25 protein-coding genes and 2 pseudogenes are annotated in these 24,976 nt (G+C 60.5%); 14 read left to right on the forward strand and 13 right to left on the reverse strand.

The window, feature by feature from the left end:
- Nucleotides 1–59 precede the first annotated feature (59 nt).
- Nucleotides 60–770, forward strand: coding sequence for a TetR/AcrR family transcriptional regulator (locus D3227_RS09150; protein WP_425374491.1), 711 nt, complete (start codon nt 60–62; stop codon nt 768–770).
- Nucleotides 771–1,190: 420 nt separating this feature from the next.
- On the opposite strand, the pseudogene D3227_RS42605 reads toward D3227_RS09150, so the two are convergent.
- A pseudogene (locus D3227_RS42605) lies at nt 1,191–1,375 on the reverse strand (protease); the annotation flags it as partial.
- Between D3227_RS42605 and D3227_RS44785 the strand changes: the two are divergent.
- On the forward strand, nt 1,342–1,536 hold the full coding sequence (locus D3227_RS44785; RefSeq protein ID WP_483466630.1) for a hypothetical protein: 195 nt from the start codon (nt 1,342–1,344) through the stop codon (nt 1,534–1,536). The pseudogene D3227_RS42605 and the gene D3227_RS44785 sit on opposite strands and share 34 nt — an antisense overlap.
- Nucleotides 1,454–1,711, forward strand: a complete 258-nt coding sequence (locus tag D3227_RS09160; RefSeq protein WP_483466629.1) for a permuted SH3 domain-containing protein — start codon at nt 1,454–1,456, stop codon at nt 1,709–1,711. The genes D3227_RS44785 and D3227_RS09160 overlap by 83 nt, the downstream gene beginning before the upstream one ends.
- 226 nt (nt 1,712–1,937) lie before the next feature.
- Here D3227_RS09160 and D3227_RS09165 read toward each other — a convergent pair whose 3' ends face one another.
- The 9 genes from D3227_RS09165 to D3227_RS09205 form a co-directional block, all read right to left on the reverse strand.
- A complete protein-coding gene (locus tag D3227_RS09165) occupies nt 1,938–2,987 on the reverse strand; it encodes an L-idonate 5-dehydrogenase (RefSeq protein WP_120013784.1) in 1,050 nt (349 codons plus the stop codon).
- Nucleotides 2,984–4,390 carry a TRAP transporter large permease gene (locus D3227_RS09170; RefSeq protein ID WP_120013785.1) on the reverse strand — a complete coding sequence of 469 codons (1,407 nt, stop codon included), beginning with the start codon at nt 4,388–4,390 and terminating at the stop codon, nt 2,984–2,986. Before D3227_RS09170 ends, D3227_RS09165 begins: the two co-directional genes overlap by 4 nt.
- A gap of 4 nt (nt 4,391–4,394) precedes the next feature.
- Nucleotides 4,395–4,967, reverse strand: coding sequence for a TRAP transporter small permease (locus D3227_RS09175; RefSeq protein ID WP_120013842.1), 573 nt, complete (start codon nt 4,965–4,967; stop codon nt 4,395–4,397).
- Between the two features lie 84 nt (nt 4,968–5,051).
- A complete protein-coding gene (locus D3227_RS09180) occupies nt 5,052–6,026 on the reverse strand; it encodes a sialic acid TRAP transporter substrate-binding protein SiaP (RefSeq protein WP_120013786.1) in 975 nt (324 codons plus the stop codon).
- Between the two features lie 55 nt (nt 6,027–6,081).
- Nucleotides 6,082–6,801, reverse strand: coding sequence for a FadR/GntR family transcriptional regulator (locus D3227_RS09185; RefSeq protein WP_120013787.1), 720 nt, complete (start codon nt 6,799–6,801; stop codon nt 6,082–6,084).
- Nucleotides 6,802–7,125: 324 nt separating this feature from the next.
- The gene (locus tag D3227_RS09190) at nt 7,126–8,325 is read right to left on the reverse strand and encodes a mandelate racemase/muconate lactonizing enzyme family protein (protein WP_120013788.1); all 1,200 of its coding nucleotides are present in this window, start codon (nt 8,323–8,325) and stop codon (nt 7,126–7,128) included.
- 17 nt (nt 8,326–8,342) lie between these two features.
- Complete coding sequence (locus tag D3227_RS09195) at nt 8,343–9,701, reverse strand: mandelate racemase/muconate lactonizing enzyme family protein (protein ID WP_120013789.1); 1,359 nt, start codon at nt 9,699–9,701, stop codon at nt 8,343–8,345.
- A 62-nt stretch (nt 9,702–9,763) separates the two neighbouring features.
- Entirely contained in the window at nt 9,764–10,930 is a 1,167-nt protein-coding gene (locus D3227_RS09200) for a mandelate racemase/muconate lactonizing enzyme family protein (RefSeq protein ID WP_120013790.1), read from the reverse strand.
- 56 nt (nt 10,931–10,986) lie between these two features.
- A complete protein-coding gene (locus tag D3227_RS09205; RefSeq protein WP_120013791.1) occupies nt 10,987–11,697 on the reverse strand; it encodes a GntR family transcriptional regulator in 711 nt (236 codons plus the stop codon).
- Nucleotides 11,698–11,908: 211 nt separating this feature from the next.
- Between D3227_RS09205 and D3227_RS09210 the strand changes: the two genes are divergently transcribed.
- The 6 genes from D3227_RS09210 (at nt 11,909) to D3227_RS09235 (ending at nt 18,370) form a co-directional block, all read left to right on the forward strand.
- Complete coding sequence (locus D3227_RS09210) at nt 11,909–13,390, forward strand: ABC transporter substrate-binding protein (protein ID WP_120013792.1); 1,482 nt, start codon at nt 11,909–11,911, stop codon at nt 13,388–13,390.
- Nucleotides 13,391–13,467: 77 nt separating this feature from the next.
- Complete coding sequence (locus D3227_RS09215; RefSeq protein WP_120013793.1) at nt 13,468–14,415, forward strand: carbohydrate ABC transporter permease; 948 nt, start codon at nt 13,468–13,470, stop codon at nt 14,413–14,415.
- On the forward strand, nt 14,412–15,302 hold the full coding sequence (locus tag D3227_RS09220; protein ID WP_120013794.1) for a carbohydrate ABC transporter permease: 891 nt from the start codon (nt 14,412–14,414) through the stop codon (nt 15,300–15,302). The genes D3227_RS09215 and D3227_RS09220 overlap by 4 nt, the downstream gene beginning before the upstream one ends.
- Before the next feature lie 10 nt (nt 15,303–15,312).
- Entirely contained in the window at nt 15,313–16,410 is a 1,098-nt protein-coding gene (locus tag D3227_RS09225; RefSeq protein ID WP_120013795.1) for an ABC transporter ATP-binding protein, read from the forward strand.
- 33 nt (nt 16,411–16,443) lie between these two features.
- Nucleotides 16,444–17,607: a mandelate racemase/muconate lactonizing enzyme family protein gene (locus D3227_RS09230; protein WP_120013796.1), complete on the forward strand. Its 1,164-nt coding sequence runs from the start codon at nt 16,444–16,446 to the stop codon at nt 17,605–17,607.
- A gap of 22 nt (nt 17,608–17,629) precedes the next feature.
- Nucleotides 17,630–18,370 carry a ribonuclease activity regulator RraA gene (locus tag D3227_RS09235; RefSeq protein WP_120013797.1) on the forward strand — a complete coding sequence of 247 codons (741 nt, stop codon included), beginning with the start codon at nt 17,630–17,632 and terminating at the stop codon, nt 18,368–18,370.
- 155 nt (nt 18,371–18,525) lie between these two features.
- Here the strand turns inward: D3227_RS09235 and D3227_RS09240 are convergent.
- Nucleotides 18,526–18,842: pseudogene (locus D3227_RS09240) on the reverse strand (GGDEF domain-containing protein); the annotation flags it as partial.
- A gap of 1,022 nt (nt 18,843–19,864) precedes the next feature.
- Here D3227_RS09240 and D3227_RS09250 point away from each other — a divergent pair.
- Together D3227_RS09250 and D3227_RS41070 are read left to right on the forward strand one after the other, a co-directional pair.
- A complete protein-coding gene (locus D3227_RS09250) occupies nt 19,865–20,053 on the forward strand; it encodes a hypothetical protein (protein ID WP_120013798.1) in 189 nt (62 codons plus the stop codon).
- Nucleotides 20,054–20,062: 9 nt separating this feature from the next.
- Nucleotides 20,063–20,281, forward strand: a complete 219-nt coding sequence (locus D3227_RS41070; RefSeq protein WP_147377590.1) for a hypothetical protein — start codon at nt 20,063–20,065, stop codon at nt 20,279–20,281.
- Nucleotides 20,282–20,520: 239 nt separating this feature from the next.
- Here the strand turns inward: D3227_RS41070 and D3227_RS09255 are convergent, their stop codons facing one another.
- Complete coding sequence (locus D3227_RS09255; RefSeq protein ID WP_120013799.1) at nt 20,521–20,727, reverse strand: ribbon-helix-helix domain-containing protein; 207 nt, start codon at nt 20,725–20,727, stop codon at nt 20,521–20,523.
- A 309-nt stretch (nt 20,728–21,036) separates the two neighbouring features.
- Entirely contained in the window at nt 21,037–21,432 is a 396-nt protein-coding gene (locus D3227_RS09265) for a VOC family protein (protein WP_120013801.1), read from the reverse strand.
- Nucleotides 21,433–21,670: 238 nt separating this feature from the next.
- Here D3227_RS09265 and D3227_RS09270 point away from each other — a divergent pair, with 238 nt between their 5' ends.
- From D3227_RS09270 to D3227_RS09280, 3 genes are all read left to right on the forward strand, one after another.
- Nucleotides 21,671–21,976, forward strand: a complete 306-nt coding sequence (locus tag D3227_RS09270; RefSeq protein WP_120013802.1) for a ribbon-helix-helix domain-containing protein — start codon at nt 21,671–21,673, stop codon at nt 21,974–21,976.
- A gap of 179 nt (nt 21,977–22,155) precedes the next feature.
- A complete protein-coding gene (locus D3227_RS09275; protein WP_120013803.1) occupies nt 22,156–22,629 on the forward strand; it encodes a hypothetical protein in 474 nt (157 codons plus the stop codon).
- A gap of 89 nt (nt 22,630–22,718) precedes the next feature.
- Entirely contained in the window at nt 22,719–24,794 is a 2,076-nt protein-coding gene (locus D3227_RS09280) for a sigma-54-dependent Fis family transcriptional regulator (RefSeq protein ID WP_245451707.1), read from the forward strand.
- The last annotated feature ends 182 nt before the right edge of the window (nt 24,795–24,976 follow it).

Consider the following 24,976-nt stretch of genomic DNA (forward strand, 5'->3'; position numbering starts at 1 on the left):
TTGTACCATTCGGTTAATTTGCTATGCTATGTGCCGATCCAGGGTTGCGAGAAGCGGACATGAATGACGACATGATGCTGAACGAGAAGGCGGTGGCAGGCGGCCGCAGCGGGTGGAAGCAGGATCCCGCGGGCGTTCAAAAGAACATACTTGCGGTGGCGATGACCGAGTTTGCCGCAAACGGCCTGTCCGGCGCGCGCATCGACGAGATCGCAGCAAAGACGCACACGTCAAAGCGGATGATCTACTACTATTTCGGCGACAAGGAACGGCTCTACGGCCGGGTCCTCGAGGAAGCCTACCGGCACGTGCGAACTGGCGAGGAGGAGTTGGAGCTTGATCACCTGCCGCCCGTCGAGGCACTCAAGCGGCTCGCCGAGTTCACATTCGATCATCACAGCCGCCATCCGGATTTCATCAGGATCGTGATGATCGAAAACATCCATCATGGCGTGTATCTCGAACAGTCTGAGCTGATCAGGCTGTTGAATGCAGGGGCTATTCAGAAGCTTGAAGCGATTTGCCGACGCGGGCGCGCCAATGGCCTTTTCCGTGAAGACGTGTCGCCGCTTGAACTGCACTGGCACATCAGTGCGTCGAGCTTCTTCAACGTTTCCAACCAGGCCACCTTCTCGCGGATTTTTGGCAGCACGCTCTACACCGTGGACGGGCAGCGCTCGCTACGAGATCATTTGGTGGAAATGGTCGTCGGCCTCGCGCTGAAACTCGATCGCGCGAAAGGGCGAGCTCGCAGGGCAGCGCGCCCCTGACCGCTGTGCTTTCCGTTCAGTTTTAGAAGCAGAGACCCTGCTTCGGGTCAGGCTTTCGCACTCCCCACCGGTCTTTGCAGCACCGAGACAGGTCCATCACGCCCAACACCGCAGAAAATATCGCAGGGTTTCCGAATGTGGGGAAAGGCGGTGGCGGTCTCGCGCTACCATCAACCACCACACCAAAAGCATAACTGCCGGTCACGAAAATGGCGGCCATCGGTCTAAGGAAGAACGGCGCATAAGCCGCAGTCATGCACGCGTCCGCAAACGCGGACGATTGGCGCGCGCCTGTCAGGCGCATTCGCTTCCGCAAGAGCAACTCTGATGCGTTCGCTGATTGGATTTGATGAATGACGGAAATCGACGCGCCATTGAGGGATCCGATGCATTCCTTCAGGAAGCGTCGAGACAAAAGGCTCAAGCGTGGCGGATTTCCGTTCCCAGGACCTTCAGGCATTCGCGGATGAATGCCACAAGCGCCGTCCACCTTTGGCCGAAATCATCGTCCCATCCACGTAGGCATCGGTGGGGGACAGATCGATGTAAGTGCCGCCAGCAAGCGTCACCTCTGGCAAGCAAGCCGCGAGCGCCGCCACCTTCTTTCAGAGGGACCGGCACAAACTCGCCGCGTGCCGAGTTTCCAAATCCGGACCGGCTGTTCCTGCCCGGCATGCATGTGCGTGCCATGGTCGAGGAAGGCGTCGCGCAGAACAGCTTCCTGGCGCGCCGTCAGCCGAAATGCCAATGGGCGAGGCCACGGTGATGAGCCTGAACGCGACGGCAAGGTCGAGGAACGTATCCTTGCCGTTGTCAACAGCGTCGCCAACAACTGGCTGGTGGAGTCCGGTTTTGGCGACGGCGACCGCGTCATCGTCGAGGGCTTGCAGTTTGTGCGAACCGGCGGCGATGCAACCGGCGTCTGCGCGGGAGCTACGTGAAACACCCAGATCGAGTGGATCGGAACTTGCGACATGCTATCTCGACGATCTCTCGCGAAGCGCGATCATTTTTTTGGACACGTCCATCTTCAATCTCAAGATGGACAGTATGACGTGTGAATACCTCCGTCCTACCTCCGCATGTCGCTATGGAGGTGGATAATAATGGCGTGGCCTGAGACCAGTTGCCAGCGCCAGGAGGCCAGCGCCGCAGCATGTGCGTCGGTCACTCTGCAGTCAGAATAACCTTGACGCTTTGGGAGCGCTCGGCGGCGAGGCGGAAGGCCTCGGGCGCGGACGAAAGGGCGCGTTCGGCGGTAACCAGCTTCAAGACGTCGACTTCTCCATCGACGATAAGAGTGACCGCCTGATTGAACTCGGCCCCGAAACGAAATGTCCCCTTCAGGTCGATCTCTTTGGCCATGACGGCGTTGGCCGGTACCGGAATCTGGCCGCCCGGGAGATTGCCGACTTGGACGACCACGCCGCCCCGCCGGACGCTGGCGATCGCCGCGTTGAGGCCGGCCGCGGTGCCTGAAATTTCGAAAGCAACATCGAATGGTCTGTCGGCGGCAAGCGCCTTGAGTTCGGCATCGCCGCCGGAAAGATCGATCGTCTGATCTGCGCCCAACCGGGTGGCGAAGGCGAGCGGCGCTGCGGCTATGTCGGCGACAGTGATCCCGCCGCAGCCTTTGAGCTTGGCCGCGAGCATGGTGAGAAGTCCGATCGGCCCGGCGCCGAAGAGGATGACATTCCTGTCAGCGATCGCGCCGGCTCGCGCCACCGCGTGCAGGCTGACGGCGAGCGGCTCGGCGAGTGCCGCCGCCTGATATCCCACATGCTGTGGGACCTTGACGCATTGCGCCGGCGTGGCGTCGAAGACGCTGGCGAACCCCCCTTGCATGTGCGGCGTCCTGGACGCCGAACCCATGAAGTAGATGTTCTCGCAGAGATTGGCGCGGCCTTCGGCGCATCGCGCGCAATTCCCGCACCACCGAGACGGGTTGACCGCAACCCGGTCACCGATGGCAAGTCCGCACGCTGCGGCGTTGATCTCGACAATCTCTCCGGCAACCTCGTGACCGAGTACGAGCGGAGATGTGACGACGAAATCGCCGGTCCGCGCATGGCGAAAATAGTGCAGGTCGGAGCCGCAGATGCCACCCGCGCCGAAGCGTACACGCATCATGCCCGGCGCAAGGGGTTCGAGCGGACGCTCCACCATGCGCAAGTCTTCGGGGCTGAACAACGTCGCAGCGATCACATTGCCGGTCATTTGATCAGTCCCATTTGTGTCGGCAGCCACAGCGTGATGGCCGGGATGAAGGTGATCAGGATCAGCGCGACCAGCAACGGCACGAGCCAGGGCAGGATCGCCATCGTCGTGCGCTCGACCGACAGCTTGGCGATCCGCGAGAGGACGAACAGCACCATGCCGAGCGGCGGATGCAGCAGGCCGATCATCAGGTTGAGCGTCATGATTAGGCCGAAGTGCACCGGGTCGATGCCGTACAGGATGACGATGGGCAACAGGATCGGCACGAGGATGGTGATCGCGGCGATCGTGTCAAGGAAGCATCCCACCACCAGCATCAGGATGTTGACCAGAATCAGGAACACCCATTTGTTCTCTGTTAGCGAGGTGATGAACGTCGAGAACATGTGCGCCGCTTGGCTGACGGTGAGCAGCCACGCGAAGATCGACGCTGCGGTGACGATGAACAGAACCGATGCCGTCGTCTCGATCGTGTCGAAGCTGGCCTTGGCCAGCGTTGCGAAAGTCATCGTGCGATAGCGCACGAGCCCCAGGAACAGCGACCAGATGACCGCGGCCATGGCCGCCTCGGTTGGCGTGAACCAACCCATTGTCATGCCGCCGATCAGGATGATGGGCGTCATCAAAGCCATCACGGCGGAGAAGTCGAAATACCAATCGCAGGCGATCAAAACCGCGAGAGCGATGCCGACGGAGATGTTGAGCGACAACCCGGCGCTGACCAATATGTAGACCAGGACCGGAAAGCAGGCGACGACCAGAATCTCGAGAGACGCGGCGCCGAGTTTGCGCAGTTCGAACGGCGTGTCGGAGCCCCAGCCGCGGCGATAGGCGAAGATGGCGACCGTCACCATCATCAGCACCGTCATGACGACGCCGGGCAGGATGCCCGCCATGAACAGCGCACCGATGGAGACGTTGGCCATCATGCCGTAGATGACAAAGGGCAGCGACGGCGGAAAGATCGGGCCGAGCGTCGAGGATGCAGCGGTGACACCGACCGCCGCCTCGACCGGATAGCCGTGATCGCGCATGGCCTTGATCTCGATCGTGCCGATCCCGGCAGCATCTGCGAGGGCCGCGCCGGACATGCCAGCGAAAACCACCGATCCGATAATGTTTACCTGGGCGAGGCCGCCCTTCATCCAGCCTACAAGCGCCAGCGCGAACGAATAGATACGCCCGGTGACGCCGGCGATGTTCATGAGATTGCCGGCGAAGATGAAGAAGGGCACGGCGAGCAGCGGAAAACTCTCGACGCCGGCGATCATGCGCTGCGCGGCGATGATGTCGGGCGCCACACCGTAGCAGACGAGGTAAAGCAGCGACGAGACTGCCATCGACACGGCGACGGGCACACCGATTAGCATAAGGACGAGAAAGGCTCCGATCAGAAGCAGCATCGCCCTACTCCCCCAGCCCGTCGAATGCGGCGGGGCGCTCAAGCACCGAGTAGCCGCGGCGAACATTGCCGACGAACACCTGGACCGCGCGAAGCATCATCAGCACGAAGCCGGCGAATACTGAGTAGAAGACGATGTTGCGCGGCAGGTTGATCGTGACCATCCGCTCGCGGTGGACGATCCCGACATAGCGCCACAGAAGCCAGGACATGTAGGCGAAAAAGCCGACGGTGATCAGGTTCACCGCAAGCGCCAGATAGCGCCCGACCCACGCCGGCAGATAGTGGTAGAGCACATCGACCTGAATGTGGCGCGACATGCGGGTGCACATCACCGAACCCAGAAACACGACGACGACAAGGCAGTTAATCGCGATCTCTTCGGTCCAGGCATAGCTGTTGTTGAGGACATAGCGGGTGAAGAACTGCAGGAAGACGCAGATCGACATGCCCCAGAACACGGCGAGCGTTGCCCAGTCCTCGACTGCGTAGCGAGAGAGGTCGACGGGCGCGGTCTCCTCCTCGAAGGCCTGCACCAGTTCTTCGGCAGTCACCGGGTTGTGAATCTCTTCAGTCATCGGCATGGCTCCGGATTGAACGACCTGCGCAGTCATGGTCCAAACCGGTCCGGACGCGTGTACGCCGGACCGGTTTGAAAGCGATTACTTGATGGCGCGGATCGCCTCCCAATCTGCCTTGCGGTAGCCGAACTCCTCGAACGTCACTTTTTCCATCACGTTCTTCTCGAAGTCGGCCCGATCGACTTCGGTCACGGTCAGGCCGCGGTCCTTGAAGGTCTGAACGAGGGCCTTCTCGCGATCCACGATGATCTTGGTGGCGCGCGCGGCGGCTTCCTGCATCACTTCGGTGAAGATCGCCTTGTCCGCGTCAGAGAGCTCGGCCCAGCGCGATTTCGACACGATCGTGTTGAGATGGTCGACGATATGACCGGTTAAGACGATGTGCTTCTGCACCTCGTAGAATTTCTTCGCGTCGATCGTCGTCAGCGGGTTTTCCTGCGCCTCGACCGTGCCCTGCTGCAGTGCGAGATAGACCTCGGCAAAGGCGATCGGCGCAGTGTTGGCACCGCAGGCGCGCGGCATTGCGAGGTAGGCCGGCACATCCGGCACCCGGATCTTCAGGCCAGCCATGTCCGCGCATTTCGCGATAGGCCGGTTCGAGGTGGTATGGCGCGTGCCGTAATAGGTCGTCGCCGTGATGTGATGGCCGGATGCTTCCTCGTAGCCGCCGGTCAGTTCCTTGTATTTGTCGCTTTTCGCGTAAGCGAGTAGGTGGTCGGCGTCGCGGAAGATGAACGGAAAATAGGTGACGCCGATCGGGGCGAATTCGCGCGCCGCGAAGCTTGATCCGGAAATGATGATGTCGACCGTACCCAGGGTCAGACCCTGATTGATATCGGCTTCCTTGCCGAGCTGGGACGCCGGAAACACGTCGATCGTATAGCGGCCGTCGGTGCGCTTCTTGATTTCTTCGGCCGCCCACACGGACTCCGTGTGGAAGGGCTCGGACGTTTCGTACACATGCGCCCATTTCAACGCCGTTTGTGCCGAGGCCGAAGCCATGGGCAAAGCGATCGTGGCGATCGCGCAAAGCAGTGCGGTATACCTTGAAAGCATCTTCTTTCCTCCCTGTGATTGGACCGATGACGGCCGGATCTCCTCCCGGCCGGTTCTATTCCGCATCCTCCACGGTTGCGGGGCTCTCACCGAAGTTGCGTGAGAATCGAAGTTGCGACTGACGCAGGTGCTCCCGCATCGCCGCCTTTGCCCGTTCCGGATCGCGCGCCGCAATCGCATCGCGCACCGCGCGATGCTCTGCCGCGGCGGCCCGCCAGGAGTCATTATTCTCGAAATAGCTCGAGAGACGTTCGAAATAGGGGTTCATGCGCTGGTCGAACATCTCGCCGATAAAACGCACCAGCACCGCGTTGCCGAGGACAGCCGCCACCGTCGTATGGAACTCCCGGTCAAGCATGATGATCGTCGTGGTCGGCAGGCTTATGTCGTCCATCCGGCGCAGCGCATCGTCCAGCAGATCGATATCGGCCGGCCGAACCTGGAGAGCGGCTTCTGCGGCGATCGCACCTTCGATGAACTCCCGCGCCCGCAGCAGTTCGAACGGGCCTTCATCCGTTTCTGCGGCGGGTATTTCGGCGCGTGGCGGGGCAGTGACGTATATGCCGGAGCCGACGCGAATGCGTATGCGGCCCTCAACCTCGAGCGCGATCAGCGCTTCACGGACCGTCGGGCGCGAGATGCCCAACTGGTCGGCCAGTTCCCGCTCCGTCGGCAGACGGTCGCCAACGGCAAACTCGCCAGAGCCGATCAGCTGCCTCAGTTGATCGGCCACCTGTCGATAGAGCCGACGCGGCTCAACAGCCTGAATGGGCATCGCACCCTGCTCCCGAAGGCGCCGTCTATCCAATTTGGTAAATTGGTCTGGCCAATTGACCTTTAACCTATGAGCAGCATGGGTCAAGAGCGATCTAGACCGGCATGTGGAGGCTGTTGGTGTCATTTCGGTCTCGGCGACCGGCGTCGTCCGCCGCAAGCGCCTTTGCGACAGCGATGTCGATAGGTATCTCGGCCGCCTGGGCGCATATCTTGCACGCGCTCACGCATGAGCATGTGATCAAGCTTCCTGGGCTGCTGACATGTTCCGCGTTGTCCCGACAGAAGCGGTCCGTGTGGTGCAGGGTGGAGAAAGAGGGATGGTTCAGTCGAAGAAGGCCGCATCCTCTTCCCTGAGATACTTCCTGGCTGCTTCGGCGTCGATATCGAGGCCAAGCCCCGGCGCTTCCAGCAGGTCCACCATGCTGTCCTTCACGATCTGCGACGGCAGGCCAATTACGAGGTCCTCCCACCAGGGGTCAGAGGCGCTCGGATATTCGAAGGCGATGTAGTTGGCGGGCAAGGTGGCGCAGACGTTGATCAGCGCGCCGAGGCCGAGTAGGCCGTTCGCGGTGCCGTGCGGCGCTATCAGGATCGAGTGCATATAGGCGTGCTCGGCGACCCATTTGAGCTCGGCAATCCCGCCGATATCGGCCGGGTCCGGACCGATGACACGCACCGCCTGCGTCTCGATCAGTTCCTTGAAATTGTGCCGCAGGTAGATTTGCTCGCCGGTATGGATTGGCGTCGAGGTGGAAGTGGTCAGCTCCCGATAGGCCTGCGGATTGACCCATGGCACATAGTCGCCAGTCAGCATGTCCTCGACCCACATCAAATTATACTTCTCGACCGCGCGAGCAAACTTGATCGCATCGGGCAGCATCCAGCCCGGGCCACAGTCGAGCGCCAGACTGACCTTGTCGCCCAGCACTTCCTTCATGGCGATTACGCAGTCGAGCATGTGATTGAAACCGCGCTCGCTGATCACACCCTGATCCATGGCGCCGTGGTAGCCGGCCTTCTTCTGCGTCACGCCGTAATGGAAGCCCTCGATGGTATCCTTCATGTTGGAGTGGAACGAGATTCCTTGCTTGACCATGAAGAAGTTCTGCGGCTGCTCCATCATCCATTGGACGTCAGCGGCGTAATCCTCCGGTCGGTCGCCCGTGCGTTTCTGACGGATCGAGCCGTTATAGACGCGTACCTTGTCGCGCACCTTGCCGCCGAGCAACTTGTAGACTGGAACGCCCGCCGCCTTGCCGGCGATGTCCCACAGCGCATGCTCGATGGCGCTTATCGCCGCGCCATAGGGCTTGAAAGAGCCGCGTTGGCGGATCTTCAGCATCACCCGCTCGACATCGGTCGGATCCTCGCCGATCAGCGCCTCGCGAAAATGCAGCACCAAAGGCTTGAGGTAGGGCTTGGTGTATTCGACTTCGCCCAGGCCGTGCATGCCCTCGTCGGTGTCGATGCGAACGATGGGGTGCTTGCCGATAACGGCGCAGCGAAGGTCGGTGATCTTCATGTTCGGTTCTCTTCGCCTCAGCTCCAGGTGCGATCCCAGGAATACTCGTCGTCCCAGTGATCCGTGGGCTGCCAGATTCCGGTGACACCCGGCTGCAGATGCCGCGAGATCACCTCGTCGACGACGTCGTCAATCCCCAGGCCCGGCTTGTCCGGAACAGTGATAAAGCCGTCCTTGACGAGCGGCTTGGGAAGGCCGGTGACGATATCGTCCCACCAGTCGACATCGGCGGAGTGGTATTCGAGGGCCATGAAGTTTTCGGTCGCGGTCGCGACATGTGCCGCGGCCATTGCGGCGATCGGGCTTTCTGCCATGTGGATCGCCATGGCGACGCCGTGGTCCTGCGCCATATCGCCGATCTTCTTGGTCTCGAGGATGCCGCCGCTGGTGAGCAGGTCCGGGTGGATAACGGAGAGGCCGCCGCTCTTAAGCAGAGGCTCGAAGGCCTGCTTGAGGTAGATGTCCTCGCCGGTGCAGATCGGCACCGTGGTGGCCTCCTGCAATTGTCGGTACTGTTCGGTGAACTGCCATGGGATCACATCCTCGAGCCAGGCCGGAACGTATTTCTCGATCCGCCGGGCGAGACGGATGCCGTCCTGCAGCGAGACGTGGCCGACATGGTCGATGGCAAGCGGGATCTCGTAGCCGATCACCTCGCGGACCTCGTGGATATACTGCTCGAGCAGGTCGATTCCCTTTTCGGTGAAATGCAGGCCCGTGAACGGGTGCTGCACGTTCTGCGCATCGTAGGCGAGATTGCGCGCCTTACGCTCCTCGAGCGCGCCGCCACGGCCGCGTGGGTTGGCGTGAAACCCTTCGAGCGCGCCGGCGGGCGCGGCCACGGCGCCCGAGACATGGGCGATCTGCATCAAGCCCAGGTCCATCTTGAGGAAGGTGAAACCGCGGTTCATACGCTCCTTGAGGCGCTTTCCGGTTTCGGCGCCGCTCGGTTTCTCGGCGTCGGTATCGCAATAGATGCGCACCTTGTCGCGAAACTTGCCGCCGAGCATCTGGTAGATGGGGACGCCATAGACCTTGCCTGCGAGATCCCACAGCGCGATTTCCACCGCCGAGACGCCGCCACCTTGCCGGCCGTGCCCGCCGAATTGCTTGATGCGGCGAAACAGGCGATCGATGTCGCAAGGGTTCTCGCCAAGCAGCCGGCTTTTCAGCATCAACGCGTAGGTGGCGCTGGCGCCGTCACGCACCTCGCCAAGCCCGACGATCCCCTGATTGGTGTAGATCTTGAGCAGTGCTGAGGTGAACGGCGCGCCGACGATTTCGGCTACCCGCATGTCGGTGATGCGAAGGTCGGACGGCTTGGAGTTCGTGTTCACCCGATTGAGAGCCTCGTCGGCTCCGTCCGTCTTTGGCATGACTTGTCCTCGTTCTGGTCAGGGGGCTTGCCGCCCCGAACGCCGGCCGGCATGGAGCGTTGCTAACTCAGCTCAATCTCATGGGCCTGCAGGTAATCGCGGTTCATCTCGACACCGAGACCAGGTTTCGACGTCAGCTTGAGGCAGCCGTTCGAAACGTCGAGTGGTCTATCGATGAGATGATCGTATTTGCCCAGGTTCCACTCCGACGTCTCAAGTTTGTAGAAGTTGGGAACGGTCATCATCACCTGCGCCCCCGCAACCACGTTGATCGGCCCCGCGGCGTCATGCGGCGAGACCGGGATGTAGTAGGCTTCGCACAGGGCGGAAATCTTCTTGAGCTCGGTAATGCCGCCGGTCCAGGTGACGTCCGGCATAATGTAGTCAGCGAGCTTGTTCTCGAGCACCGGCACGAAATCCCATTTCGTGTGGCCGCGCTCGCCCCAAGAGATAGCGGCGCTGACCTTCTCGCGCACCTGCTTGAGAGCGTTAAGGCTCTCGGGCGGACAGGGCTCCTCGAACCAGTCGATCTGGCCGGCTTCCTCGAGGCTGCGGCAGAGGCGAATTGCGGTGGGGACGTCGAAGCGGCCATGCGCATCGATGAGGATGTCGATGTCAGGGCCTGCCGTTTCGCGGATCAGAGCCGTGAGTTCGGCCGCTTCGCGCTCGTCCTTGCGGGTCATGCTACCATCGAGGTAGCCGTCCCGCTGCTCGCGGGACAGTCCATCGGCGGTGCGGCCCTGATGGGGGAAAGGATCGAACTTGAGCGCGGTGTGGCCGGACTCAACGATGTCTCGAATTTCGCGGACCACAGCCTCCTTGCTGGTAAATTTGGCCTGGTTGGGATGGGTGTAGAGCGCGATTTCATCGCGTACCGGTCCGCCCAGCAGCTCGTAAATCGGCTTACCGAGGACTTTGCCGCGGATGTCCCAGAGGGCTATGTCGATGGCGCTCACGCATTCGACGGCGGCGCCGCGGCTGCCCATATAGGTGAAGCTGCGGAAAATCTTGTGCCAGAGGTGCTCGATGCGCGCTGGATCCTCGCCGGTCACGGTGATGCCGATCTGCCACAGGATCGTGCAGAGAGCGCGGTTGGCGAGCCTTGTAGTGGTGGTGATCTCTCCCCAGCCACTCACCCCCTCATCGGTCGTCACTTCGACGAACAGGTACTCTCCCCAATAAGAAGCATCGGATTTGATCAGCCACGGCCGAATGCTCGTGATTTTCATCTCTCAACTACCTTCGTCTGGAATGACCCGAATAGCGGTGTTCTGGACCGAATACGCTACCCTGCCCGAGCGGCGTTACGCGCGCGCATGTGCTCGAGGACATGCCGCCCGGAGCCCTCGACATGGCGCGCAATGAGTTCGGCTGCCTCGTCGGCATTTGCCGCCTTTACATGCGCGATGAGCTCGCGGTGCTCGCGAAGGATCGCGGCACGCCGGGCGAGCGTGAAATTGAAACGCCGGCTCACGGCTCGCAGCACTTCGCGATGCTTCCACCAAAGCTCGGCCGCATGGCGGTTATAGTGCCTCTGGTACATCACGGTGTGAAACGCGGTATCCAGCTCGCTGTGCCTGAACGTGTCGGCAAAGTTGTTCTCTTCAATCAGGCCCTGGATACGTTCGAGTTCGGCAATGTCCTCGGCGGTCGCCATATTCACGAACCATCGCGTCAGGGCCGGCTCGATCAGGACTCCGATCTCGTAGATATCCCGGACAAAATCCTGATCTATAGGTCGAACGCGCGCGCCTCGGTTGGGAACGAAGGTGACAAAGCCCTCGCCGCGCAACAGCTGCAGAGCTTCGCGCACGGGGTTGGTCGAGGTGCCGTGACGCCGGGCGAGATCGGTTACCACGAGCCGTTCGTTGGCGGCGAGCCGCCCTTCGATGATGTCTTCCCTGATCAGTTGATAAAGCGAGGCGCCCTCGCTTGAGGCCCCGAGAGGGTCAATCCCCTCGGGTGGCTCTGCTTTGAAATCGCTTGTTTCGGCCAAGCCCGGCTCCCCTCGTTCAATACACGTTTTGTTCGATATCACGCACGGTTTCCATAAACAATGTACGATTTATCGCGTTGACAGACAATCCACGATCTGAAAACGTACAAAGTGCTCGAATGGATACATTGAATGAGCTGTCTCGCGGCCGACGAGCAAGACCGCTCGCCTCGATGCAGAGCGGCATGGGAGAGAAACCTGGAGGATACCTATGACGAGGATTACACTCGGCGGTGCCGTCCTGCGCGGCACTGTCTCCACTGCCTTAATGGCATCGTTGATGTCTGCGCCGGCGCTCGGTGCGGCGCCGGTCGACTTGAGCAAGTGGTCGCCGGAATATGTGCGCTCCATTGCAGGCACACAGGATTTTGATACGGCGGCCGATTGCGCCAAGGTCACCCCGCTCGACTACAAGGGGCGACTGACTTTCTGGTATCAGGGCGTGTTCGAGGGCGACCCCGACCTCCTGCGCCAGTATTACAAGGATTTCTTCGAGACCTTCCGCAAGACCTATCCGAACATCCAGCTCGAGGAACAAGCCCTCACCTACAACGATCTCCTTGACAAGTTCCGCACGGCGCTCCTTGGCAATGCCGCGCCGATGGCGGTACGCCTGCAAATCCTGGGTGGCACCGAGTTCGCTTCAAAGGGCTATCTGGAGCCGCTCAAGCCCGAGGACGTGGGGTATTCGACCGAGGACTTCTGGCCCGGCGCCATGAAAGCCGTGACCTGGGACGGTGTGACCTACGGCATTCCAACCAACAATGAGACGATGGCGTTCATCTGGAATGCCGACATCTTCAAGCGCGCAGGTCTCGATCCGGACAAGGCTCCGGCAACCTGGGACGACGTCGTCAAGTACTCCAAGCAGATCCACGACAAGCTCGGCATTGCCGGCTACGGCCTCGTGGCTCGCAAGAATGCCGGCAATACGCCGTACCGCTTCATGCCGCAACTGTGGGCCTATGGCGGCGGCGTCTTCGACGAAGCCACGGCGAACCCGACCTATAAGCAGATCGAGCTCGCCAGCCCGCAGAGCAAGGCCGCGCTGCAAGCCTCTTACGACATGTATGTCCGCGACAAGTCGGTTCCGGTTTCGGCACTCACCAACCAACAGGCCGACAACCAGCCGCTGTTCCTCGCCGGCCAGCTCGGCATGATGATCTCGCACCCGTCCGACTACAATGTCATGCTCGACCTGCAGAAAAAGGCGACGGGTACCGACAAGGACAAGGCGCAGACCGTCATCGACAACATGCGCTACGGCCTGATTCCGACCGGCCCCGACGGCAAGCGGGCAGTCGTGTTCGGCGGCTCGAACATTCACATCCTGAAGCCCGAATATGTCGAGGGCGGCAAGGTGGACGAACCGGCTGCAAAGGCCATCATCTGCATGTGGACCAGCCCTGAATGGTCGCTGAAGATGGCCTACGCCGGCTCGAACCCCGGCAACCTCAACGGCTTCAAGACCAAATGGATGAAGGAGCGTCTGGACAGCATCAAGTTCCTCGACGTCACCACCTCGATGCTGCCATACGGCATCCCGTTTCCGGCGTTGCCGCAGTCCCCCGAGATCATGAACATCATCGTCCCGGACATGCTGCAAAATGCCCTGACCGGAGCGATGACCGTCGACCAGGCGGCGGACGACGCGGCCAAGAAGGTGAAAGACCTGATGGGCGGCGGACTCTAGCCGAAGCCTGATCTGCGACCTTACCGGTTGCGCCGAGAGCGCAGCCGGTTCGTTCCGAAAAACAAAGGCCCGCCAAAGTGACGATCGTGACCGGCAAGACCGGGGCTCGCGGAAGATTGCGACCCCTGCTGCGGAAGATTTGGGAACATCGCGCTGACTACGCGTACGTGCTTCCTGCGATTGCCGTGATGCTCATCGTCATCGCCTATCCGATCTACTACACGATTGAGCTGTCGTTCTTCAACACGCCGCCTGGCCTGCAGCTCCGTGACAAGATCTTCGTCGGCTTCGGCAACTACACCTCCATCCTCACAAGTCCGGTGTTCTGGAAGGTCACCTCCAACACCCTTATCTGGACACTGGCATCGACCTTCATCGCATTTGTCCTGGGGTTTGCCAGCGCGCTGGCGCTCCATCGCGACTTTATCGGTCGGGGTGTGCTGCGCGCTATCCTGATCATTCCCTGGGTCATCAGCGCGGTCGCCGCATCCTATATCTGGAAGTGGATCTACCATTCGGACTTTGGAATCATCGGCGCGGTGCTGGTCGGCCTCGGATTGGCTGACCGGCCGCCGAATTTCATCGACAGCGTCAGCACGGTGCTGCCCTCCCTGATCGTCGTCAATATTTGGCGGGAGTTTCCATTCGCCATGATCATGATGATGGCCGGTCTTCAGACAGTCCCCGACCAGTTGTTGCGCGCCGCAAAGGTCGACGGAGCCAATGCATGGCAGCGCTTCTGGCACGTCACCTTCCCGCACTTGAGAAACGTCTCTACAGTGACGATCCTGCTGCTGGCGGTGGCCAACTTCAATTCCTTCATCATCCCCTGGATCATGACCGGCGGCGGGCCGTCGAACGCATCGCACATCTGGATCACCCACATCTATGAGCTCGCCTTCGGCCGGCAGCGCTGGGGCGTGGCATCGGCCTATTCGGTACTTCTGTTCCTCATCCTGATGACGCTCGGCTACTTCTACGTCCGTGCGCTAAGCGGAAACGAACGGAAGGATGGGAGCGCATGAGCACGATTGCCGAGACAGCCCGTCGAGGTCAGGCCCGTCGACGTGCGAGCATCGACGGATGGCGCTGGGGCGGGCGTATCTTCCTCGTGTTCATGCTGCTTTACACCGCGTTGCCGATGATCTGGATGCTGATCACCTCGATCAAGTCCGGCTTCGCCGCGATGCAATTCCCGCCGCAATGGTGGCCTGACCAACCTACCCTTGCCAGCTACCAGAAGCTGCTCGATCCGCAGAACAGTGTCGGCCAGGACTTCCTCCGCTTCTTCTGGAACAGCCTTTTCGTCTCGACCGCCACGACCATCCTTTCTGTGATCGTTGCTGTCCCTGCGGCCTACGCGTTCTCGCGCTTTACCTTCCCTGGCCGGAACTTTCTGTTCTTCGCCGTGTTGCTTCGCAACATGTTCCCGGCGGTGATCTTTCTCGTGCCGCTCTTCATCCTGATGCGCGCGATCGGGCTGGTGAACACGCATGGCTCGCTGATTCTGACCTATCTCACCTTCGGCCTGCCGCTGGCAATCTGGCTCCTCAAGGGCTTCTACGACAACATCCCGGTGCAACTCGAGCAGGCGGCGCGCATCGATGGGGCAACGCGGTTCCAGGCCTTCATCCTGATCGTGATGCCGCTCTCGACGCCGGGAATCATCGCCACCGCGATCTATTCCTTCATCGGCGCCTGGAACGAGTACATCTACGCATACACCTTCCTCTCCAAGAACGAGCAGCTGACCTTGCCGGTCGGCATCCAACGCTTCTTCTCGGAAAACACGACGGACTTTCCAGGTCTGATGGCGGCCAGCTTCATGATGAGCGTGCCCGTCGTGGTGCTGTTCCTCGTCCTGCAACGATACTTCGTACGCGCCCTTACAGAAGGCGCGGTCAAGCACTAGGGAGTTGCCGATGGCCCACGTGGTCCTCAAAGATCTCGTCAAGACCTATGGCAGCTTCAAGGCCGTCAACGAGGTTTCGCTGACGGTCAATGACGGCGAGTTCGTTGCGCTTGTCGGCCCTTCAGGCTGCGGCAAGACGACAACGCTCAACCTCATCGCGGGGCTGATCCCGATGACATCGGGCGACATCGTCATCGGCGACCGCGTGGTCAACGAGCTCGACCCCAAGGACCGGGACATCGCAATGGTGTTCCAGAACTACGCGCTCTATCCGCAAAAGTCGGTCTATATGAACCTCGCCTTCCCGCTGCAAATGCGCAAGCTGCGCAGGGACGAGATCGACAGGAAGGTCAGGGAAGCGGCGCGAGTGCTCGACATGACGCAGTTGCTCGAGCGCAAGCCGCGCGAGCTTTCAGGCGGGCAACAGCAGCGCGTGGCCCTGGGGCGCGCCCTCGTTCGAGATCCGGCAGTATTCCTGATGGACGAACCGCTCTCCAATCTCGACGCAAAGCTGCGCGTGCAGATGCGGTCCGAAATCAAGCGGTTCCATCAGGACCTCAAGGCGACGATCGTCTATGTGACGCACGACCAGCTGGAGGCCGTGACCATGGCAGACAGGATGGCCGTCATGAACGGCGGCTATCTGCAGCAATACGATTCGCCGGCGCAAGTTTTCGCCCATCCCGCCAACATGTTCGTCGCGAGCTTCGTCGGCAGCCCTGCGATGAGCCTTATTCCGCTTGAGGCATCGACGGCAAACGGCGACACCGTTCTGACGAGCGCGGAAGGCTGGACCCTCCAGCTGTCGCAACTCAATGCCCGCAAGGTCCAGAGAGCGACTACTAAGAAGGTCGTGCTCGGTGCGCGACACTCGACGATCAAGCTGCACAAGAGCGCGGTCCATGGTGCCATTCCGGCCAAGGCATATACGGTGGAACCGACCGGAGACGTCACCTTCGTGCAGGCGTTTCTGTCCGGCGCCATCGTCAACATCAGCGTACCCCCCAACATCGCTGTCAAACCTGACGAGCAGATCTGGCTCGAGTTCGACCAGGAACGCATCCATCTGTTCGACGGCGAAACGGAGATGGCCCTCGAGGCAAACTGAGACAGGGCGGATGCGTGTGGGACGTGGGCGTGAATGACTACGAAGCTTAAGATCACCGCGATCAAGCCCTATCCAGTGTGGGTAGGAACGCGCAACCAGATGCTCGTCAAGGTCGAGACCGATCAGGGCATCTTCGGCTGGGGCGAGAGCGGCTTGAGCGGTCGCGAGATGGCCGTGGCCGGCGCGGTCGAGCACTATCGCGAGTTCCTCATCGGCCGCAACCCGATGCAGATCGGCCGGATCTGGCAAGAGGTTTATCGCAGCCAGTACTTCGAAGGCGGGCGCGTTCTGCAGGCGGCGATTTCCGCCATCGACATCGCGCTTCACGACATCAAGGGCAAGGCGCTGGGCGTGCCGGTCTACGAATTGCTGGGCGGCAAGCAGCGCGACCGCATTCCAACCTTCGCCTCGACCGGAGACGAGGCCGAGGGTGATGTTGCCATAGAACGAGCCCGGGAACTGCGCGCACAGGGGTGGCAGGCGATCCGCTTCTTCCCCGTTGGGCAAAACAGCAGGGACGTCTTCGAGCCGCGCGAGTCGATCGGCGCTACCGCAAGTATGCTAAACAAGGCGCGCGAGGCGCTGGGCGACGACGTCGTCCTCGGCATCGACTATCACCATCGGCTGTCGGTGGCCGAGACGGCGAGCTTCTGCAACAAGCTCGGCCGTGGTGTGCTTGATTTCCTCGAGGAGCCGATACGAGACGAAACACCGGAGGCCTACGAATCCCTGCGTACGATGACCGATATCCCTTTTGCCATCGGCGAGGAATTTGCCAGCAAGTGGCAGTTCCTGCCCTACATCGAGCGCGGCATACATCAGTTCAACCGGCTCGATGTCTGCAATGTCGGCGGGCTCACCGAGGCGATGAAGGTCGCCGGCTGGAGCGAGGCGCACTATGTGGACCTGATGCCGCACAATCCTCTAGGTCCAGTGTGCACCGCCGCGACCATGCATCTCGCCGCCGCGGTGCCGAACTTCGCGTGGCTTGAGACCAGGGCGCCGGAAAGAAAGCTGGGGTTCGACAGTTCCGAGTTCTTCCCGGTGCAACCACAACTCGACGGCCCCGATTATCCGGTCAGCGATCTGCCGGGGCTGGGCGTCGAGATCAACGAGGAGGCGATCCAGGCGGAGAGTTTCCGTTTCTGGGAAGCGCCCCACCTCAAGCGCCGCGACGGTTCTGTCACGAACTGGTAGTTCCCATCCACCGGAGTCTAAAATGACGCATACTCCCGACATCACGCGACCGCCTAAAGATCTGATCGAGGCGCTAAGGGAGATCGGCGCCGCGACAGTTGCCGGCACGCTTGGCCACATGGGCTTCCGCAATCCGCACATGGTCGGTCCGGTGGCGCAGAACCATGGGAAGTCGATCGTCGGGCCGGCGCTGACGCTGCAGTTCATGCCGCAGCGGCCCGACCTCTTCAACGAGGGAGAATATGCCGACCCAGAGACACAACTGCACCGGCACGTGCTCTATCACGCTCAGGAGGGCGATGTGGTCGTGGTCGACGCGCGCGGTGACATGAGCTCGGGCGTCTTCGGCGATATGATGTCGACGTATTTCAAGGGCAGAGGCGGCGCGGGTATCGTCATCGATGGATGCATGCGCGACCGGCCCAATGTCGAAAAGCTCGATCTGCCCCTATGGCTACGCGGCTGGACGCCCAACTACCATGTGCAGACCAACATCTACCCCAATGCCGTCAACGTTCCGATTGCCTGCGGCGGCGTCACGGTGATCCCCGGCGACATCATCGTCGCCGACGATGACGGGGTGGTGGTGCTTCCCGTCGCAATGGCCCCGAAGGTAATCGAAGAATCACAGAAGCATCACGAATGGGAGGAGTTCTCGCGTGTGAAGCTGATGGAGGGCGGGCCGTTGCAACGCTACTATCCGCTGCACCCAAGTGCGACCGATGAGTACGAGGCTTGGCAGAAAGCCCACCCCAAATCTTGATATACGGGACGCTAATCGCGTTTTCCGATACGACGACTTTTGGCGCGAACAACGTGTCAAAAATCACCTCTGGAAGCGTCTGGGCCAAAGGTTTGACTGGAACGGCGTAGCGGAGCGACTATTCTACTATCGCGTCGCTGGCCTATTCGACGGCATCACCGTGTCGATTGAATATGTTTGCGCCCGAATGGCTCCGGTCGGTGGAGCAGCACTCGGTTGCGGCCGGTTTGCTTGGCAAGATAGAGTGCCGCATCCGCCTGACGCTGTAACTGCTCCGGTGAGATGTCCTCGTCATCCGTCTGAACTGCACTCCAATGCTGAGCGTGACGCGGCGCGACACGCGGGCTGCAGGGTTGGGAAAAGCGGCGGCCTCGACGCTCTTACGAATTCGCTCAGCCACGGAGATGGCCTCTTGCTCGTCCACCCCGTGCAGGAGCACAAGGAATTCTTCGCCGACGTAGCGGGCCACGTGATGGCAGGGTCATCCTGCACGCCGAAGTTTGGATGGCTATTTAATAAAACGCCAGTGAATTCGATGCCAAGCCAAGCTTTCTCTGGATCGCAATTAACCTTTACCAAATGATGCAGTGATCTCTCACCTGCATTACTTGCGTGACTGCTAAAATAGTGAAAGGCTCTGCCCGTTCGGGAATGGGGCGATGGAAGAAAGCCAAGGTAGATTTAGTTGCCTTCTTGAGCCGTCTGGCGCTTGGACGGTATGGGATGAAGTTACCGGCGAGCCCGCAACCTTGGGTGGGAAAATACTTATAGGCTGCACGCGGGAGCGCGCCGTGTCTGCTCGCGACGTGCTCGTGCGGATTTACAAAAAAGGGCTGAACGCTCGACCGGCGGGCCGTTCTAGCACTTGAGCCGACTACCGGGGCGGCAATTCGACAGCCTGGCTAAAGACAACAGCCTTTAGCATCGATGAATACGAATTGCTCCGCGTCGAGCGCTAGGCCGGCAAGCCTGCCTTTGCCCTGATGGCTGAGCGCTGCACAGACCGCTATGTCGGCTCTGCATTCATCACCTTAAACCGAGAGATGCGCGAACGGCTCTAGAACCGCGTCCAGGAGCACGCGGGCGCAGCGCCAAAGGCCATGAAGCGGCAAGCCACGCAAGGGGTCAAGCCGGGCTGATCGGGCGGGTGAAGCACTTGCGCGACGAGGAAGACCTACATCATGCTTCGCTGCAGGATTTACGGGAGGAAGGCTGATTGCCGCGGCGCCCTAGGCCTTGGCCGATGCGAATGCCTGGTGGCTAGCCCCGCATCGGCCGCCTGCGGCTGAAACTCGGTGAGTTCCCTCCGTCGAGATTCATTTATCTCCGCATGAGGGATCGCGCAATTAAGCCAAAATGAATAGGGCGCCCTCCCACTTCTTGTATCGACGGACGTAAAGGCTGAAGAATTTGCAGTTCCCTGCCACACACTGGGCCTGTACGATCATCGCGCCATTCGCCAGCCGCACCGAGTTGAACGACGGAGATTTCCATATGGAAGCAGCCGAATTGCGGGCGATTTGCGACACCCTCATACGGATTCTGAAGCCGGACATGACCCCCAAGCAATTGATCAAAGTGGCACGCAGGGTGCATCCATACGCTTCGAAGAAGAAAGTCGCTCGGGCCGCGTTCTTCTTGATCATTTCCCATGCGGATCGAGAGGGCAAATGGAGGAAATAGGAGGGTGGCATGCGAGAATTACCATCCAACGTAGATGCAGATGCCGTGATTGAAGTCGGCCGTTACCTGGATGATCACGCGAAAAACACAGCAGTGTCGATTTCAGAAGCGCTTCGTGTACTCAGACGTCGCGTCAACGGTTCGCCGATCAGCGAAAGTGGGCTGGAGGAGCTGATTTTAGAAAGCGCCGCGACCAGACATCTAGCCATCTTGTTGGACAATCATTAGCGACTGTCCAATCGTCAGGTTGAAGCCCGCCGATTTCAAACTATCCTTTTTGAGCGACAGACATCGCCCTATTTTCCAAAATCCGCTGTGACAGATGGCCGACGCCCTGCTCATCCATTGGCTGACAGCCACGGCGAAATAGCCGTTCAACATCAAGCGCACTCCTTGCGCACTGCCTCGCGCCTAGCGGCGTCGGGGCTTTTCCACCTGTAACAGCAGCCATGCCGACGCGAGGCGGGTCACTCAGCTTTCAGTACCTGGTGTCTGATCAACCAGTCACGAATGATCATTCGAACGGCTTCAGGTCGCGAAACATCATGCTCGGCAACAAATTGATCGACGCCCGCGAGCATGTCCGGCTGAAGGCGCACCATGATCGGCACACCCTTGCCAGTTGGGGCCGGTCCGCGACGTTTCTTTGATGCCACGGTTTCTTGCTTTGGCATAAAACTCTGATATCAGAATTCTCGTTCTTACGGAAGCGCTGTGGTGGCCTGGCTTTAGTTCTTGAGAGGCGAGTCAAGCCCGAGCCGCGCTCGTTCGCCTTGGGCGAAGGCTTTGGCATCTGCCTGGGAACCGAAGCCCTTGATGCTTACCGCGCCGTTCTCGATGACCCGCACATAATGCCTATTTCCAAGTTCCTCGATCTCGACCGAAGTCTTCCACGGTTGCTTCTGCAAAGCAGTTAATGATTGACCAAGCAGGAATGTCGAGCGTTATCAGCGTCGTCGACCGCCGCTGAGGGGCGCAACGTCCTATTTGTAGCGCCCGTGGCGCTGCAGCACCTCGATCTGGTAACCGTCGGGGTCGGCCACGAAAAAGAACCGCGCAAGCAGTGCGCCTTCGCGGTTGAACTCGACAATTTTTCGTGGATTGAAACCTGCGGCCACCAAGCGCTCATGTTCTGCCTCGAGATCGTCGACGCAAAGGGCCAAGTGGCCATAGCCGTCGCCAAGCGCGTAGGGCCCTGCCCTGCCCTTGTTGATCGTCAGTTCAAGCTCGAAATCAGCTTCCGCATTGCGCAGATAGACCAGTGTGAACGTGTCGAAATCCAACCGGTCCGCAACATCGAGTCCGAACGCGCTTCTATAAAAACTGACCGACAGATTCTCATTCACCACCCGGATCATCGAATGAATTGCTTTCGCCAATGGAGCTTCCAGTCTACCGCGTGGCCTCGGATACCGCCCACGATGGCCCATTGGTCCCAAAAGGGGTGGCAGCCGGTTACCACGTCAAGAAATTGCGTAAGGCTGGTTCACGCACTAAGGTCCCAATCGTAGTCACTGCAAATTGAGCGGAAAATGCGCTTCGGATTGATATCATCCCGGCGAATGGCCCAGAAACCGCGCCTTCGCCCAAAGCAAACATCAAACGGGAGGTCTTCGCATGTGTAAGGTCTTTGCCGGGCAGGATCCGGAAGGGTATCGGCTAATCAATCGCTCAGTTCGAATAGGTGGCCATTCGACGAGCATCCAGCTCGAGGCCACTTTTTGGACGCTGTTGGACGAGATCGCGCAGGGACAGGGGATGACGGCGCCTAAATTCCTCTCGACGCTTTACGACGAAGCGCTGGAGATCAACGGCAATATCCCGAACTTTGCCTCCATGCTGCGCACCACGTGCGCGCTTTACCTGCGCGACAGGCAACCACTCGACAGCGACCCCTCGGAATTGACGAACAAGGCAGCCTGACACGCGGCTCAAAACGTACGAATACCGGAAATCCTGTGTAGCAGCCGCCTGCTACCAGCGAGCAAATTTTGGCGCTATCTTATATGAATGGCGAACCTCACGGAGACAGTGTAGGGTTCACCATCAACAAGAAAAATGAGCCGTAGCAACGGCGACGCGGATCGAATCTGGGAGGATTCATGGTCGAGATTATCTCCAAGCGGGATGGCCCGCGGCGCGAGGACGTACAAGTCAAAAGACTGATCGAGCAGAACCGCTCGACCATCGTTCGCCTTGCCGACCAGATCAGCGGCGGCGGCTATTCGGCGTCCAGGAAGCCGCGCCAGCAACCAAAGGCCGAAGGTCTGATCATCCATGTTGGCGGCAGTGCCGCCCCTGTCGCCGAAGCCAAACCGTCCATCCATGTCACCATGAACGGCCGCGTGATCTCGAAGGATCAGAACACAGGTCGTCAACTTCATCACATCGGCGATATCCGCAACCGGGGCGGGGACCAGGTCTTCGTGCTGGCGACGAAGCAGAATGGCTTCTTCTCGCCGGTCGACGAAACTGTCGCCGCGGCGCTTGCCGACCTGGACGGATCCTGCCTCGCCGCCACCTATACCGAAGAACAGCTTGCTGCCGACATCGGCGCGAAACTCGGCATCGACTGACCGCAGTCCAATCCGCGGCAGCTTGCGACCGCGGCAGCATACAGAAATGGCATGCCTCAAGGGTCTGTGATGACTGAATGAAACGCGAGATGAGCCCCAATCAGATGAAGATCGATGCTCTTCCGGGACGTGCATCGCTGGACACTGGGCAAATGGTTCTGGGCAACATCGACTATGACGAGCGTGCCACCATGCGCGCCTGGGAAAGTTTTCTGGCTGACGAGCCCAAATGTGCCCGCGATCCTGTCCACCCAAGCCATGTGCGCTCCCTCATTCACGAATCCTGGTATCGCAGCGCCACCGGCGGCATCAGCGCTCAACGGATTGAGGCGCCGCTGAGCAGTGATCGCGACGAGATCGAATATCTGACCCGGGCCAATGCAGAACTGGTTTCGGCGGCGCGGCGGTCGTTCGCCTCCCTTGGCCAGCTGCTGGACGGGACAGGCGCGATGCTGGTCCTTGCCGACAGCGACGGCGTGCTGATCGACACCATCGGCGACAAGAAGACGCTGCATGCCGGCATGGATATCCACCTCGACATCGGCGGCAAATGGAACGAGGATGCCGTCGGGACCAATGGCATCGGCACGGCGCTGTGGACCGGTGTGCCCACTTTCGTCCATGCGGCCGAGCATTTCTGCGCCGGCATCAAATCCTGGACCTGCGCCGGCGCGCCGATCCGCGATCCGCTGGACGGCAAGATCATCGGTGTGGTGGACCTGTCAGGCTATTCGCCGATCTTCCGGCCTCACAACACCGCACTCGTCGCCGCCACAGCCCGGCAGATCGAAAAGGCATTGGCCGAACAGCAGCAGGAACAACGCACGCGCCTGCTCGAAGCCTTTATCTCGTCAGCTCCCAGCTACCGCCGAAAAGACGGGCTGGTGATCGTCGACCATCGCGGCCGCGCTATCTTCTGCAACAACGTGCCTGACGGCGAGACCACCGAGATGATGGACGGTCCGATGGAGCCAGGCCGTGGCCGCTGGCTAATGAACCTTCCGTCGTCCGGCTCCGACGCCGACCTTGCCAGCGCGTTGCCGGCCCATCTGCGATCCTGCCACATCACGCCGCTCAAGCTCGACGGCGACCTGCGAGGCGCGGCGCTGGTATTCCCCTCAGTGCCGGTAGCCTCAAGCGTGGCGGTGGTCCACCGGGAAGTGAACAAGCATCTTCAGGATGCTGTCGCCATGATCGTCGGCGAAAGCGAAGCGCTGCAGGCCGCCATCGACGTCGCCTGCCGCGTCGCCCGGTCGAGCAGCGTAACATCGCTGTTGGTCGAAGGTGAAACAGGGGTCGGGAAAGAGCTGTTTGCGCGGCTTGTCCATGCCGGCAGCCGGCGCACGGCGAACGATCCGTTCATCGCGATCAATTGTGGGGCGATCACCAAGGACTTGTTCGGCAGCGAATTGTTCGGCCATGTCGCCGGCGCCTTTACCGGTGCCTCGCGTGAAGGCAAACCGGGCGTTTTCGAGCTCGCCAATGGCGGCGTCCTCAGTCTCGACGAGATCGGCGAATTGCCTCTCGAGGTCCAGCCGTTTCTGCTGCGTGTCTTGGAAGAGCGCGTGGTCAACCGCATTGGCGACAGCCGGGGTCGCCCGGTGGAGGTGCGCCTGGTCGCCTCGACCAACCGCGATCTCAAGCAGGAAATTGCCGCAGGCCGCTTCCGCCGCGATCTCTACTATCGAATTGGCGCGGTCTCGATCACTGTCCCACCGCTGCGAGAGCGCGGTGAGGATGTGCTGCTGCTGATCGAACATTTCAACCGGCAGATCGCCACCGCAGCGGGCGAGGACCCGCTGGAATTCTCGCACGAAGCGCTCGATGCCCTGCTCGCCTATCGCTGGCCGGGCAATGTACGCGAACTGAAAAATCTCATCGGGCGGTTGCATGTTCTGGCGCGGAGCCACGATATCGGACTTCACGATCTGCCCGGGGAAATCACGGCGCCCAGCTCTGAACCGCGCGCCACGTCGGATGAAGGAACAATCCTCTCACCCGAGTTGCCTGGAGGTACACTCGTCGAGGCGGAACGCCAGGCGATGAAGAACGCCTTGGCAGCCGAAGGCGGCAATCTCAGTCGGGTCGCGCGGCGGCTCGGCATCTCCCGGCCGACGCTCTATCGCAAGCTCGACCAATACGGTATCCGCCGCAGCTTCGTCTGATACAGGCGGCAAAAACCATGGCATTTGCGCCATGGGTTGGGGGAAATCCGGCTGGCAAATCTGGCTGGCGGCCGGCCGCCGGTCAGGAAGTCTTTGGTTCGGCTTCGCCCGCGCCGATGACACCAGTGCGCAACGTCAAGCGGGCAGCGGCCGCTCCGGGGCAGCCGACCTCGGAGCTGTCG

This window comes from Mesorhizobium waimense (assembly GCF_003601975.1).
Taxonomy (GTDB): Bacteria; Pseudomonadota; Alphaproteobacteria; order Rhizobiales; family Rhizobiaceae; genus Mesorhizobium; species Mesorhizobium waimense.